Below are 15,363 nucleotides of genomic sequence, written 5' to 3' on the forward strand. Positions count from 1 at the left end.
AAAGAAGGTTGGTCATTGACGAGGAGACAGAAGATGAAAACACGCAATCTGACAGGGCGCGTCTTTTCCCTGGCGGTACTGAGTGGCGTTGCCACGGCCAGCCATGGCGCGGGATTCCAGTTGCTCGAACAGAGCGCCAGCGGACTGGGCAATGCCTATGCCGGTTCGGCGGCGATCGCTGAAAACGCCAGTACGATTTACTTCAATCCGGCAGGCATGACATATCTGCCTGGTGTGAACGTGTCTGGCGGCGCCACGGCCATCCGGCCGTCGTTCAAGTTTCGCGACAATGGGCTCAGCCGCGGCCCGCTGGCGCTGGGCGGCGCGCCCAGTACCTCCAACGGCGGCGATGCGGGCAGCTGGGGCGTCGTGCCCAATGCCTATATGTCGTGGCAGATCAATGACCGCTGGTTCGCCGGCGTAGGCCTGGGCGCGCCCTTCGGCTTGAAGACCGAATACGAGGATGATTGGGCCGGGCGCTTCCATTCGCGTGAATTCGAAATCCGCACCATCAACATCAATCCGTCGGTTGCCTATAAGGTCAATGATTACTTCTCGATCGGGGTGGGGGCCAACTGGCAGCGGATAGACGCCACCTATCGCCTGGCGCAGGTCGTGCCGGTACCGGGCGTGGGCTATATGGAAGGCGATGCCAAGGTCAAGATGCATGGCGATGCCTGGGGCTGGAATGCAGGCGTGATTTTCCAGCCGACAGCGTCAACGCGTATCGGCCTGTCCTACCGCTCCAAGATCAAGCATTCGGCCAGCGGCGGCACGGATATCGAATTGCGCGGCAACGAAGTGGGCAGCGGCGCGGCGCATGCCAGCGTCGATCTGCCCGATACTGCCGTGTTGAGCATTTCTCATGATCTGACCCCAAGTTGGACGTTGCTGGGTGATGTATCGTGGACAGGCTGGAGCAGTATTCCGCGTCTCGATATTGAAAGCGGCGGCACGATCAATCGTACGACTTCGCTGGACTTGCGGTTCCGCGATACCTGGCGCTTCGCGCTGGGAGCGAACTACCGCGTGAACGAGAAGTGGACCTGGAAGGTGGGGGTGGCAGTCGACCAGTCGCCGGTACGCAGTGCCGAATACCGGCCGACCTCGTTGCCTGACAACAACCGCCTGTGGCTGTCCACTGGGGTGCAGTACCGCCACGGTGCGAACACCACGGTTGACCTGGGCTATACCTATCTGCACCTGAAGGACACGCCCATCGACAACGGCAATGTTCTGACCCAGGGCCGCGTGGTGGGGGATTACAAGAGCAGCGGCCATATCGTCGGCGTGCAGGTTTCGACCCGGTTCTGACGATGCGGCCATCCGATTCACGGCATGACTAAGGAGAGTTGCTTGAGCAAGTTCAATATCAAACGCGCCGCGGTGCTGGGGGCCGGCGTGATGGGTGCGCAGATCGCGGCGCATCTGGCCAACGCCGGCATACCGGTCTTGCTGTACGACCTGACGGCCAAGGAGGGCGATCCCAGCGGGATTTCCCTCAAGGCGCTGGCCGGGCTGAAAAAGCTCGAACCGGCGCCCCTGGCCAGCCCCGCCAGCCTGGCGTATATCACGCCGGTCAATTACGACCAGCACCTGGACCAGCTGTCGTCGTGCGACCTCGTCATCGAGGCCATCGCCGAACGGCTGGACTGGAAGAACGACCTGTACCGGCGCGTGGCGCCGCATATCGGGCCGCAGACCATCCTGGCATCGAATACTTCGGGCCTGTCCATTGCGTCCCTGGCGCAGGTGCTGCCGGAAGCATTGCGCCCGCGCTTTTGCGGGGTGCATTTCTTCAACCCGCCGCGCTACATGAAGCTGGTCGAGCTGGTAGCGATTCCTGAAACCAGTCCCGAAGTCCTCGATAACCTGGAGTCGTGGCTGACGACCCGCATGGGCAAGGGAGTGATCCGCGCTTTGGACACGCCCAACTTCATCGCCAACCGCGTGGGGGTGTTTTCGCTGCTGGCAGCCATGCACCACACGACGCGGCTGGGGCTAGGGTTCGATGAGGTCGATGCCCTGACCGGCCCGCTGATCGGCCGCCCCAAGAGCGCTACCTATCGTACGGCCGACGTGGTTGGCCTGGATACGCTGGCACACGTCATCAACACCTTGCGTGACGGCGCGAGCGACGACCCCTGGCATGCCTATTTCCAGGCGCCGGACTGGCTGCAGGGCCTGATCGAACAGGGGGCGCTGGGCCAGAAGAGCGGCCGTGGCGTCTACCGCAAGGTTGGGCGTGAAATCCAGGTGTTGGACCTGGCCCAGGGCGATTACCGCCCGTCGGCCGGCAAGGTGGCCGACGAAGTCGCTGCCATCCTCAAGCAGCGCGATCCGGCCGAGCGCCTGCGCGCGCTGCGGGCCAGCGCGCATCCACAGGCCCGTTTCCTGTGGGCGGTGCTGCGCGACACCTTCCACTACAGCGCGTTCCATCTGGGCGGCATCGCTGCCAATGCGCGCGATCTCGACCTGGCCATACGCTGGGGCTTCGGCTGGGCCCTGGGGCCGCTGGAAACCTGGCAGGCCGCAGGCTGGAACGAAATCGCCCAGGCGATCGAAGCCGATATCGCCGGCGGGGAAACCATGAGCACGGCGTCTCTGCCCCAGTGGGCCAAGGAGCCGGGCCGCCGGGGCGTGCATACGTCCGAAGGTTCCTATTCGGCGCGCGAGCACCGCATCGAGGCGCCGTCCTCCTTGCCGGTCTATCGTCGCCAGTTGTTCCCCGAGCGCGTGCTGGGCGGACAGAATCCGGCTGCGGCCCAGGTGCAGGAAACCCTTTGGGAAAATGACGGTGTGCGTTTGTGGCGCTTGCCGGAAGTCGACGCCGGCGTTGCCATCCTGTCCTTCAAGTCGAAGATGCATACCATCGGAGATGAAGTGCTGGAGGGTGTGCTGCAGGCCGTGGCGCTGGCCGAGCAGACCAGCGACGCGCTGGTGCTCTGGCACGAGCCGCCGTTCGCGGTCGGCGCCAACCTCAAGCAGGTTGCGGAAGCTGCTGCGGCAGGCGAGTTCGAACGTCTGGAACAGACCGTTGCCAAGTTCCAGCAAGCATCGCTGTCCTTGCATTACGCCCAGGTGCCGACGGTTGCTGCCGTGCAGGGCATGGCGTTGGGCGGCGGCTGCGAATTCACCATGCATGCCACGGCCCGCGTGTTTGCGCTTGAAAGCTATGTGGGGCTGGTAGAAGCCGGGGTCGGCTTGATTCCGGCGGGGGGTGGCAGCAAAGCGTTCGCGGTGCGCGCCGCCTGGCTGGCCGCGCAGACCGAAACGCCGGCCGAGGTCTTCCCGTACCTGCAGCCCGCGTTCCGCAACATCGCCATGGGCCAGGTGTCCAAGAGCGCCTTGCAGGCCATTGAGGCCGGCTTTGGCGTACCGACAGATACCGTGATCTTCCATCCTGACGAATTGCTGTGGACGGCCCTGCGCCGTGCGCGCGCGCTGGCCGAAATCGGGCACCGGGTGCCGGCGCGTCCGGGCCAGGTGATTGTGGCCGGCCGCAGCGGCATTGCCAATTTCGACATGCAACTGGTCAACATGCTGGAAGGCGGCATGATCAGCCCGCACGACTACAAGGTGGCGCATTCCGCCGCCGTGGCCCTGTGCGGCGGTGACGTCGATACCGGTGTGAAGGTCGATGAGGATTGGCTGCTGGCCGTGGAACGACGCGAATTCATGGCGCTGCTGCGCACGCCGGAGACGCTGGCACGCATTCGCCACACCCTGGAAACCGGCAAGCCGTTGCGCAATTGAACAAGGAGCATTCATGAGTATGCAGAAACAGGATGCCTACATTGTGGCCGCTACCCGCCTGCCGGTCGGCAAGCGGGGCGGGATGTATGGTCGTACCCGTCCCGACGATCTGCTGGCGGCTGCGCTGCGCGCGGTGCTGGCCCAGGTGCCGGGGCTGGATCCGGCGCAGATCGGCGATGTCATTACCGGTTGCGCCATGCCCGAGGCCGAGCAGGGCATGAATCTGTCCCGCATGGGGCTGCTGCTGGCCGGCTTGCCCAATGTCGTGCCGGGTTTGACCATCAACCGCTTCTGCGCTTCCGGCCTGCAGGCCGTGGCCGATGCCGCCAGCCGTATTCGGCTGGGCGAAGCGGATGTCATGGTGGCCGCCGGCGCGGAGTCCATGAGCATCATGTCGCAGATGATGGGCAACAAGATTTCCATCAACCCGGCAATTTTTGATGGTGATGAGCGCCTGGGCATGGCGTTTGGCATGGGCCTGACGGCCGAGAAAGTCGCGCAGCGCTGGAAGGTGTCGCGCGAAGACCAGGACGCCTTCGCGCTGGAGTCTCACCGTCGCGCCGTGGCCGCCCAGGAAGCAGGCTATTTCGATGCGGAAATCTCTCCCTTCGAGATCGTCAGCCATGGGCCTGGTGACCGCAAGACCGGTGAACCGCGAGTGACGCGGCGCACCGTGAGTCGCGACGAAGGTCCGCGTCCAGACAGCAGCGCCGAAGCGCTGGCGCGCCTGCGTACTGTGTTTTCGGTGCGTGGTTCGGTGACGGCAGGCAACAGTTCGCAGATGTCCGATGGCGCGGCTGCCGTCGTGCTGATGTCCGAACGCCTGGTGAAGCAGCTGAACTTGCGGCCGCTGGCGCGCTTCGCCGGTTATTCGGTGGCAGGTGTGCCGCCCGAGATCATGGGCATCGGCCCGATCGAAGCGATTCCGCGGGCGCTGGCCCAGGCCGGCATCCGCAAGGACCAGCTCGACTGGATCGAATTGAATGAAGCGTTTGCGGCGCAGTCCCTGGCTGTCATGCGCGAGCTGGAACTGGACCCGCAGCGCGTCAATCCGCTGGGCGGCGCCATCGCACTGGGGCACCCGCTGGGCGCAACCGGCGCGATCCGCACCGCTACGGTGACGCATGGCCTGCGCCGTACCGGCGGGAAGTACGGCATGGTGACCATGTGCATAGGCACTGGCATGGGTGCAGCCGGCGTATTCGAGGCGCTGTGAGCACGCCGTTGGACTGGCTGAGCCGCCTGCCTCTTGCCTGGCGCGCCCCGGCGGTGCGCCTGGGCTTCAATATGCACCCCGGGTTCCGGGGCATGGGGGGGCGGGTCGTGCATGTCGAGCCTGACCTTTCATGCATGCGTGTGCGCTTGCCCTGGCGGCGGCGCACGCGCAATATGTTGGGGTCGATCTATGGCGGCTCGCTGTTTGGCGTGACGGATGGGCCGCACCCGCTGCTGCTGACGCTGCGGCTGGGGCGTGATGTCATCATCTGGGACAAGCAGGCCGCCATCCGTTTCCGGCGGCCGGCCTACCAGGTGCTGTATGCGGATTTCCGCGTCACGGATGACGAAGTGGCATCCATCCGCCAAGTGCTGGACCAGGAACACGAGACCATCCGCGTCTACAACGTGGACCTGGTCGATACCCAGGGCACGGTATATGCCACGGTAGAGCGCACGTTGTACATTGCGACGCGGGCGCACTATGCGGAAAGAAAGCGGGAAAAAGAGTTGGGAGCCAGGCAGGCGGCTGCCAGCGCCGACGCCGAGAGCACACAATAAGGGGCTCCATGCGGAGCCGCTGGCGGACAAAGGAGACAATCGTGGAGAAAATCTGGCTAGAGCAGTACCCGGAAGGCGTTCCTCCCATGGTGGACACCTCGGAATACGATTCGCTGATTCATCTGTTCGAGGACAGCTGCCGGCGCTACGCCAACAAAGTGGCGTATGTGTCGCTGGGCAAGGAAATGACCTATGCGGAACTGGACCGCCAGAGCCGCGCCTTTGCCGGGTGGTTGCAAAGCCAGGGTCTGGGCAAGGGGGACGCGGTCGCGTTGATGATGCCCAATCTGTTGCAGTACCCGGTTTGCCTGTTCGGCATTCTGCGCGCCGGTTGCGTGATGGTGAACTGCAACCCGCTCTACAAGCCCAGGGAATTGGAATATCAATTGGTCGATTCCCAGGCCAAGGCGATCGTCATCGCCGAAAACTTCGCCCATGTGCTCGACAAGATCAAGAACCGCCAGCATCTCAAGCATGTCGTGGTGACTGCTGTCGGCGACCTGCTTGGGGGGATGAAGCGCCTGCTGGTGAATTTTGTGGTCCGGCGGGTCAAGAAAGGCGTGCCCGTGTGGTCCTTGCCGGGGCACGTGTGGCTGCGCGACGCGCTGGCCCGTGGTGCCGGCCAGCGTTTCAACCCGCCAACGCTGGGCGCGGCCGACCTGGCCTTCCTGCAATACACCGGCGGCACCACCGGCGTGGCCAAGAGTGCGATGCTGTCGCACGGCAACCTGGTGGCGAATGTCTGCCAGGCGCATGCCTGGATTCGTTCGGCGGTGCGCGAAGGCAAGGAATGCATCGTGACGGCCTTGCCGCTGTACCACATCTTCGCGCTGACGGCGAACTGCCTGATCTTCATGAAGATAGGCGCGCGCAACGTCCTGGTGACCGATGCGCGTGACATTCCCGGCCTCATCAAGACCATGCGCAGTTCCGGCATGACGGCGTTTACCGGGGTCAACACGCTGTTCAATGCCTTGCTCAACCATCCCGAGTTCGAAAAGCTGGATTTTTCCCAGCTGCGGCTGACGCTGGGGGGCGGCATGGCCGTGCAGCGCGTCGTGGCCGAGCGCTGGCGCCAGATTACCGGTACGCCGCTGGTTCAGGCCTATGGCCTGACTGAAACCTCGCCGGCGGTAACCATCAACCCGATGGATGGCCACCACGTGGAAGGTTCCATCGGCCTGCCGCTGCCGTCGACCGAACTGAGCATCCGCAATGACGATGGGCAGGAAATGCCGGTGGGCGAAGCGGGGGAAATCTGCGTGCGCGGCCCCCAGGTCACGTCGGGCTATTGGCAGAAGCCCGAAGAAACTGCCTTGGCGTTCTATCCGGACGGGTTCCTGCGCACTGGCGACATCGGCTATGTGGATGACAAGGGCTTCGTCTTCCTGGTAGACCGCAAGAAGGACATCATCCTGGTGTCCGGCTTCAACGTCTATCCGAACGAAATCGAGGATGTCGTGGCCACGCATCCGGGCGTAAAGGAAGTGGCTGCCATTGGCGTGCCGGACCCGCGCTCGGGCGAAGCGGTCAAACTCTTCGTCATCCGGCGCGACCCGGCACTGACTGCAGAGGATTTGATCGCCTTCTGCCGCCAACAACTGACCGGCTACAAAATCCCCAAGCACGTGGAATTTCGCGAAGACCTGCCGCGTACCAATGTCGGCAAGATCCTGCGCCGGGAATTGCGCTGAGTTTCCCCCCTGGCTGGCAAGGGGGACCCTGCCGGCCAGGGACAGTGAAGGAGGCAATGCAAGGCATGGTATTGCCAGCACGGGGTTCTGCCTGCTGTCTGTATGTCTATATATAGAGGTCGGTATGGACGGGGTAGGCACTGGCAGGCTATCCGAGCAGGATAGTTCCAGGCAGGGGGTGACCGGTGTGAGCCCGGCAGCCGGAGGCCGTCAGTAGCTCCACTTTGGGTTGGCTCACTTTGCATAGGCCTGCTGGTGATCAGGTCATCTATATATAGGTCATCAGGTATATCGAGAGCGCCATGGCCCCAGGTGGTTGGGGTACGCCTTGATTGGCAGATGGCATGAAGCTACCGTGGCCTCTGCGACCCCTCGGGCTTGCTTGCCTGGATATAGTAGGGACCTGGACAAGCACGGCCGTTGCTATCCATGCGTTGCCACCAGCTGAGCGCTGCAGCCAGGGCCCGTGCCAGGCGTTCTGGTGCCAGAGAGCAGGGGACGGCTTCCTATCGTGGCCAGCGCCAGCGGCGCCAGGGCCCGTTTCCCTGGGGCGGAACAGCTTTTTTTGGCTGAACAAAAGATTTTCTTCGAAAAGTTTTACACGGTGATGAAAAGCGTGCTATATTTCATCTTCTGTTGAGCAGCACAGCAAACCTTTCCCAGCGAAAGGGGCGAAGTAAAGTTCGACGGGGCCGGAAACGGAGTTTGTTTTCAGGCGCTGCGGTTTGATCCTTGAGGACGGCCAGGCGGTGCGGGAAGCAGGTTCGGCAGGGTTTTGAAGAAAGGTTCAGCAAGTGTTGACAAGCTTCAAAACTTCATGTTAAAGTTCCTAGCTCGGTTGCTTAGTAACTCAGGGTTAACCCTAGCGGGTGGTTCTGATAAGCGGCCGGAAACGAGGTCTGGTGGGTTTACCCAGGCGGCGTTTTTCAAGTAGGGATTCAGTGGATAGCCGCTAAGTGGCAAACGAAACTGAGTTGACAAACCTGAAAAACTGCTTCATAATCTCGTTTCTCTGCTGATGCAAATCAGCGAAACGCGAAAGCGACGCAGTAGGAAGTTTAGTGGTTCAGTACCGAATTTGCAGTAACTGCTCTTTAACAACTTAACAGCCGATAAGTGTGGGCGCTTGGAATGAGTGTGCGATCCCAGCAATGGGAATGCCAAAATTATCAAGTGCCTACGAAAGAAGTAAGGTTTTATACCTCACTTCCTTTGAAAGCAAAGCGACATATTTCCGTCCCGGAAACGGGAAGGTATATGTAAACAACAGAGATTGAACTGAAGAGTTTGATCCTGGCTCAGATTGAACGCTAGCGGGATGCTTTACACATGCAAGTCGAACGGCAGCACGAGGAGCTTGCTCCTTGGTGGCGAGTGGCGAACGGGTGAGTAATATATCGGAACATGCCCAGTAGCGGGGGATAACTACTCGAAAGAGTGGCTAATACCGCATACGTCCTACGGGAGAAAGCAGGGGACCTTCGGGCCTTGCACTATTGGAGTGGCCGATATCGGATTAGCTAGTTGGTGGGGTAAAGGCCTACCAAGGCGACGATCCGTAGCTGGTTTGAGAGGACGACCAGCCACACTGGGACTGAGACACGGCCCAGACTCCTACGGGAGGCAGCAGTGGGGAATTTTGGACAATGGGGGAAACCCTGATCCAGCCATCCCGCGTGTGCGATGAAGGCCTTCGGGTTGTAAAGCACTTTTGTCAGGAAAGAAATCGCCCGGGATAATACCTCGGGTGGATGACGGTACCTGAAGAATAAGCACCGGCTAACTACGTGCCAGCAGCCGCGGTAATACGTAGGGTGCAAGCGTTAATCGGAATTACTGGGCGTAAAGCGTGCGCAGGCGGTTCGGAAAGAAAGATGTGAAATCCCAGGGCTTAACCTTGGAACTGCATTTTTAACTACCGGGCTAGAGTGTGTCAGAGGGGGGTGGAATTCCGCGTGTAGCAGTGAAATGCGTAGATATGCGGAGGAACACCGATGGCGAAGGCAGCCCCCTGGGATAACACTGACGCTCATGCACGAAAGCGTGGGGAGCAAACAGGATTAGATACCCTGGTAGTCCACGCCCTAAACGATGTCAACTAGCTGTTGGGGCCTTCGGGCCTTAGTAGCGCAGCTAACGCGTGAAGTTGACCGCCTGGGGAGTACGGTCGCAAGATTAAAACTCAAAGGAATTGACGGGGACCCGCACAAGCGGTGGATGATGTGGATTAATTCGATGCAACGCGAAAAACCTTACCTACCCTTGACATGTCTGGAATCCCGAAGAGATTTGGGAGTGCTCGCAAGAGAACCGGAACACAGGTGCTGCATGGCTGTCGTCAGCTCGTGTCGTGAGATGTTGGGTTAAGTCCCGCAACGAGCGCAACCCTTGTCATTAGTTGCTACGAAAGGGCACTCTAATGAGACTGCCGGTGACAAACCGGAGGAAGGTGGGGATGACGTCAAGTCCTCATGGCCCTTATGGGTAGGGCTTCACACGTCATACAATGGTCGGGACAGAGGGTTGCCAAACCGCGAGGTGGAGCTAATCTCAGAAACCCGATCGTAGTCCGGATTGTAGTCTGCAACTCGACTACATGAAGTCGGAATCGCTAGTAATCGCGGATCAGAATGTCGCGGTGAATACGTTCCCGGGTCTTGTACACACCGCCCGTCACACCATGGGAGTGGGTTCTACCAGAAGTAGTTAGCCTAACCGCAAGGAGGGCGATTACCACGGTAGGATTCATGACTGGGGTGAAGTCGTAACAAGGTAGCCGTATCGGAAGGTGCGGCTGGATCACCTCCTTTAAGAGCATATGTACACGAAGCGAAAGCGTCCACGCTTATCGGTTGTTGTTTAGGATGAGTCGGTAGCAGGAGAGGAATGGGAAGTCACCTTCCTGGTTCTGCTCCGGTACAGACTCTAAGGTTTAGGGTCTGTAGCTCAGTCGGTTAGAGCACCGTCTTGATAAGGCGGGGGTCGTTGGTTCGAATCCAACCAGACCCACCAACGGTTTTGCAGTATGAAGATGCTGTGGATTGGGGGATTAGCTCAGCTGGGAGAGCACCTGCTTTGCAAGCAGGGGGTCGTCGGTTCGATCCCGTCATCCTCCACCAAACCTTGGTTTGCCCTGGAAACAACAAACTTATCGGATTTGAGTTCAACGGTGAGCGCACGCGAGTGTGTTGATCGTTGGGTTTAGACCTGACGGCTGTTTTGTTCTTTAACAATTTGGAAGAAGCACAACGAGAAGTGTTTAACATGGAATCGCGCAAGCGATGAAATTTTAGATACGGGTTGTGATTGCAAAATCGAAAAGTTCAATTCTCAAGACTTCGAGAAATCGAAGTTGCTTTGAATGAACGGCACAATCGCATACAGCATAGCCTATAGCCGACATGGTTATAGGATCAAGCGACTAAGTGCACATGGTGGATGCCTTGGCGATTACAGGCGATGAAGGACGTGGTAGCCTGCGAAAAGCTACGGGGAGCTGGCAAACAAGCATTGATCCGTAGATGTCCGAATGGGGAAACCCACTCCGCAAGGAGTATCCTGCACTGAATACATAGGTGCAGAGAAGCGAACCGGGTGAACTGAAACATCTCAGTAGCTCGAGGAAAAGAAATCAACCGAGATTCCGAAAGTAGCGGCGAGCGAAATCGGAAGAGCCTGTACGATTTAGCGGTAATGATAGTGGAATGGATTGGAAACTCCAGCCGTAGCAGGTGATAGCCCTGTACACGAAATCAATACTGTGGAACTAAGCGTACGACAAGTAGGGCGGGACACGTGAAATCCTGTCTGAAGATGGGGGGACCATCCTCCAAGGCTAAATACTCGTAATCGACCGATAGTGAACCAGTACCGTGAGGGAAAGGCGAAAAGAACCCCGGAAGGGGAGTGAAATAGATCCTGAAACCGTGTGCATACAAACAGTAGGAGCCTCCTTGTGGGGTGACTGCGTACCTTTTGTATAATGGGTCAGCGACTTACATTCAGTGGCAAGCTTAACCGAATAGGGGAGGCGTAGCGAAAGCGAGTCCGAATAGGGCGTTCAGTCGCTGGGTGTAGACCCGAAACCAAGTGATCTATCCATGGCCAGGTTGAAGGTACCGTAACAGGTACTGGAGGACCGAACCCACTAATGTTGAAAAATTAGGGGATGAGCTGTGGATAGGGGTGAAAGGCTAAACAAACTTGGAAATAGCTGGTTCTCTCCGAAAACTATTTAGGTAGTGCCTCGCGTATTACTGCCGGGGGTAGAGCACTGTTATGGCTAGGGGGTCATGGCGACTTACCAAACCATGGCAAACTCCGAATACCGGCAAGTACAGCGCGGGAGACAGAGCACCGGGTGCTAACGTCCGGACTCAAGAGGGAAACAACCCAGACCGCCAGCTAAGGTCCCGAATTATTGCTAAGTGGGAAACGAAGTGGGAAGGCATAGACAGTCAGGAGGTTGGCTTAGAAGCAGCCACCCTTTAAAGAAAGCGTAATAGCTCACTGATCGAGTCGTCCTGCGCGGAAGATGTAACGGGGCTAAGCAATAAACCGAAGCTGCGGGTGTATATCTTAGATATACGCGGTAGGAGAGCGTTCTGTAAGCCTGCGAAGGTGGCTTGTAAAGGCTGCTGGAGGTATCAGAAGTGCGAATGCTGACATGAGTAGCGATAAAGGGGGTGAAAAGCCCCCTCGCCGTAAGTCCAAGGTTTCCTGCGCAACGTTCATCGGCGCAGGGTGAGTCGGCCCCTAAGGCGAGGCAGAGATGCGTAGCTGATGGGAAACTGGTTAATATTCCAGTACCGTCGTATAGTGCGATGGGGGGACGGATCGCGGAAGGTCATCAGGGTGTTGGAAGTCCCTGTTTCTGCATCGAAGAAGGCGCTTAGGCAAATCCGGGCGCGTAATTCAAGGGTGTGGATCGAGTGAAACTTGTTTCACGAAGTGATTGGAAGTGGTTCCAAGAAAAGCCTCTAAGCTTCAGCTATACGAGACCGTACCGCAAACCGACACAGGTGGACGGGATGAATATTCCAAGGCGCTTGAGAGAACTCGGGATAAGGAACTCGGCAAATTGATACCGTAACTTCGGGAGAAGGTATGCCCTTGTAGCGTGATGCACCTGCGTGCAAAGCGTGAAGGGGTCTCAGAGAATCGGTGGCTGCGACTGTTTATTAAAAACACAGCACTCTGCAAACACGAAAGTGGACGTATAGGGTGTGACGCCTGCCCGGTGCCGGAAGGTTAAGTGATGGGGTGCAAGCTCTTGATCGAAGCCCCGGTAAACGGCGGCCGTAACTATAACGGTCCTAAGGTAGCGAAATTCCTTGTCGGGTAAGTTCCGACCTGCACGAATGGCGTAACGATGGCCACACTGTCTCATCCCGAGACTCAGCGAAGTTGAAGTGGTTGTGATGATGCAATCTACCCGCGGCTAGACGGAAAGACCCCATGAACCTTTACTGTAGCTTTGCATTGGACTGTGAACAAATCTGTGTAGGATAGGTGGGAGGCGTTGAAAGCGAGTCGCCAGATTCGCCGGAGCCAACCTTGAAATACCACCCTGGTTTGTTTGCGGTTCTAACCTTGGCCCGTTATCCGGGTCGGGGACAGTGCATGGTGGGCAGTTTGACTGGGGCGGTCTCCTCCCAAAGTGTAACGGAGGAGTTCGAAGGTACGCTAGAGACGGTCGGAAATCGTCTTGATAGTGCAATGGCATAAGCGTGCTTAACTGCGAGACTGACAAGTCGAGCAGGTGCGAAAGCAGGACATAGTGATCCGGTGGTTCTGAATGGAAGGGCCATCGCTCAACGGATAAAAGGTACTCTGGGGATAACAGGCTGATACCGCCCAAGAGTTCATATCGACGGCGGTGTTTGGCACCTCGATGTCGGCTCATCACATCCTGGGGCTGTAGCCGGTCCCAAGGGTATGGCTGTTCGCCATTTAAAGTGGTACGTGAGCTGGGTTTAAAACGTCGTGAGACAGTTTGGTCCCTATCTGCCGTGGGCGTTGGATACTTGACGGAGCCTGCTCCTAGTACGAGAGGACCGGAGTGGACGTACCTCTGGTGTACCGGTTGTCATGCCAATGGCATTGCCGGGTAGCTAAGTACGGAAGAGATAACCGCTGAAAGCATCTAAGCGGGAAACTCGTCTGAAGATAAGGTATCCCGGGGGCTTGACCCCCCTGAAGGGTCGTTCGAGACCAGGACGTTGATAGGCTGGGTGTGGAAGTGCAGTAATGCATTAAGCTAACCAGTACTAATTGCCCGTGCGGCTTGATCCTATAACGATGGCGGTTAATAAACCTGCTAACGTCTGTATGACAAGTGCCGTTCAAAACTCAAAACCTGGCTGCTCCGTCAGCAGCCAGGCCAACGAAATAAATTACAACCTCAAGTGTGCGATGAGTTATACTCTCGCACCGTGTGTTTCTTCCGAATTGGGCCAGGATGGCTAAATCCCATCCCAGCCAAACAGTTACGCTTGACGACCATAGCAAGGTGGTACCACTCCTTCCCATCCCGAACAGGACAGTGAAACGCCTTCGCGCCGATGATAGTGGACGGACGTCTGTGAAAGTAGGTCATCGTCAAGCTCTTATCCTCAGAACCCCTCTCTGCACACGCAGAGAGGGGTTTTGTCTTTGGGGCGTCCGGAAATCATCAGGCCGGTCGGGCCCGACGAAAGTAACCGTCCGACGAACCCACCTTGTGCCGGCGGAGCAGTATGCACTCTGCGGAACAGATCGGGGCTGGCCCGAGACGCCGTCGGCGGTACACGGCGGAATACAAAAGTGACTTGGCGATACAGTGCCTGCCGCCACATGTGTCGATTGCCTCGATCGCGTTGGCCCACGGATTGAACGCCAATCTGCTACGACGTTGGGTCGGGGAATACATAAAGACAGCCTGAATGCAGCGCCCACGTCATCGGGGCGCCAGCCTGCCTCAGCCTGCGGGCTTCAGCACCAGAATGTGATCCCCGGCTTCATCGGTGCCGCCGTCATGCACCCAGCCCAGATGACGGTAAAAACCGTAGGAACGTACCTTGGGATCACTGGAACAGGACAGGAACAGGGTTTGCCTGCCCAGGTGCCGCAAGGTCTCCACGACCTGCGTCAGCAGCAAACGACCCAGGCCGTGGCCTTCGTCTTCCGGTAGCAGGGCCTGCACCATGTGATCCCCGGAAGCCCTGTTGAAGGTGGTGGTAGAACCTGTCGCGGCGTTATCTGGTGCATTGCTGCCGGCGCCTGTTTTTCTGAAATGCTCGTGTCACAGCTCTATTTCCTGTCAATCACGGAGGTAGGCTATCGGCAGCATGGCGCAAGCATGTCACTTACGGTTTTCCGGGGCATCCACTGATAACCAGGCCGCAGTGTGGTGATAGCCAAAGCGCGGCCCCTCCTGGGGCAAGGCAATCTAGCGCTCCCATCGCTTGCGGTCTTTCTCTGGCTGCTTGCTTGTTTAGGTCGACACCCGTCGACTCCTCCGGCCCAGGTAGCAGCATGCCTTGCGGTGTGATAACCCCCACCGGATCAGCGCATCGAACGTTTCGCATCGCCGCGCCGGGGACCGCCTGCTTTTGATTGAGTGCCTTCCACCCGTCAATGACCGGTAATGGCTAATCCACCAGCCACTTGAGGCGCTCGTTCTCCGACGTTAATTCCTTGATCCGAGGTATCTCGGCCACATTCATGCCCGCCACTTTCACTTTATGGTGCTCGCACAGGTCTTTGCCAGGTCGCTGTACGTTGAAAAAGACGATGCTGGCTTGGTGGTGAAACCGCCACGAAATTGTGGAGAACCATGGGAGATATCGCTGTCGTCGCGGTGCGATGACGGTGTCAGGAACAGTGACGAATGCCAGATGTTCGTGGATGTACCTTGGTGATGTGAGGGGTGATGCTCTTATCTAAAGAAAATACTGCAATTTCTCAAGCTGTTGAGGTTTCTTAATTTACAAAATAAAATCGAAAACGATTTGCATTTGTAAATTAAGAGGCCAGACGCGGCTTGCGTACTTTGCTCCTGGTGTTGGGAAAAACGGCTTGCAAGCTGACTGGCATAGGGCCATGGCATGCCTCAATGGCGATTGCCATGCCTCAGCTATCTAACCCGTCCGATACG

7 protein-coding genes, 2 tRNA genes and 3 rRNA genes are annotated in these 15,363 nt (G+C 58.3%); 11 read left to right on the forward strand and 1 reads right to left on the reverse strand.

The window, feature by feature from the left end; translation table 11 throughout:
* The first annotated feature begins 33 nt into the window (after positions 1 to 33).
* From ACEW7X_RS02180 to ACEW7X_RS02230, 11 genes are all read left to right on the forward strand, one after another.
* Positions 34 to 1,314, forward strand: coding sequence for an OmpP1/FadL family transporter (locus ACEW7X_RS02180; protein ID WP_068371065.1), 1,281 nt, complete (start codon positions 34 to 36; stop codon positions 1,312 to 1,314).
* Positions 1,315 to 1,356: 42 nt separating this feature from the next.
* On the forward strand, positions 1,357 to 3,756 hold the full coding sequence (locus tag ACEW7X_RS02185; RefSeq protein ID WP_130487544.1) for a 3-hydroxyacyl-CoA dehydrogenase/enoyl-CoA hydratase family protein: 2,400 nt from the start codon (positions 1,357 to 1,359) through the stop codon (positions 3,754 to 3,756).
* A 13-nt stretch (positions 3,757 to 3,769) separates the two neighbouring features.
* Positions 3,770 to 4,972 carry an acetyl-CoA C-acyltransferase gene (locus ACEW7X_RS02190; RefSeq protein ID WP_134838021.1) on the forward strand — a complete coding sequence of 401 codons (1,203 nt, stop codon included), beginning with the start codon at positions 3,770 to 3,772 and terminating at the stop codon, positions 4,970 to 4,972.
* Complete coding sequence (locus ACEW7X_RS02195) at positions 4,969 to 5,532, forward strand: DUF4442 domain-containing protein (protein ID WP_238591376.1); 564 nt, start codon at positions 4,969 to 4,971, stop codon at positions 5,530 to 5,532. The genes ACEW7X_RS02190 and ACEW7X_RS02195 overlap by 4 nt, the downstream gene beginning before the upstream one ends.
* A 41-nt stretch (positions 5,533 to 5,573) precedes the next feature.
* Positions 5,574 to 7,226: an AMP-binding protein gene (locus ACEW7X_RS02200; protein WP_068371059.1), complete on the forward strand. Its 1,653-nt coding sequence runs from the start codon at positions 5,574 to 5,576 to the stop codon at positions 7,224 to 7,226.
* Between the two features lie 1,275 nt (positions 7,227 to 8,501).
* Positions 8,502 to 10,036, forward strand: a 16S ribosomal RNA gene (locus ACEW7X_RS02205).
* Between the two features lie 125 nt (positions 10,037 to 10,161).
* Positions 10,162 to 10,238 (forward strand) — tRNA-Ile (locus ACEW7X_RS02210).
* A 31-nt stretch (positions 10,239 to 10,269) separates the two neighbouring features.
* Positions 10,270 to 10,345: transfer RNA gene (locus tag ACEW7X_RS02215), tRNA-Ala, on the forward strand.
* Between the two features lie 292 nt (positions 10,346 to 10,637).
* Positions 10,638 to 13,520, forward strand: a 23S ribosomal RNA gene (locus tag ACEW7X_RS02220).
* A gap of 199 nt (positions 13,521 to 13,719) precedes the next feature.
* Positions 13,720 to 13,832, forward strand: a 5S ribosomal RNA gene (gene rrf / locus ACEW7X_RS02225).
* The 16S, 23S and 5S rRNA genes sit together here with 2 tRNA genes alongside, the layout of an rRNA operon.
* Before the next feature lie 131 nt (positions 13,833 to 13,963).
* Positions 13,964 to 14,149 carry a transposase gene (locus ACEW7X_RS02230; RefSeq protein ID WP_416054493.1) on the forward strand — a complete coding sequence of 62 codons (186 nt, stop codon included), beginning with the start codon at positions 13,964 to 13,966 and terminating at the stop codon, positions 14,147 to 14,149.
* A 35-nt stretch (positions 14,150 to 14,184) separates the two neighbouring features.
* Here the strand turns inward: ACEW7X_RS02230 and ACEW7X_RS02235 are convergent, their stop codons facing one another.
* On the reverse strand, positions 14,185 to 14,412 hold the full coding sequence (locus ACEW7X_RS02235; RefSeq protein ID WP_339138288.1) for a GNAT family N-acetyltransferase: 228 nt from the start codon (positions 14,410 to 14,412) through the stop codon (positions 14,185 to 14,187).
* Positions 14,413 to 15,363: the final 951 nt, after the last annotated feature.

The sequence above is a fragment of the Kerstersia gyiorum genome, from assembly GCF_048595715.1.
In the GTDB taxonomy this organism is placed as follows: Bacteria; Pseudomonadota; Gammaproteobacteria; order Burkholderiales; family Burkholderiaceae_B; genus Kerstersia; species Kerstersia gyiorum.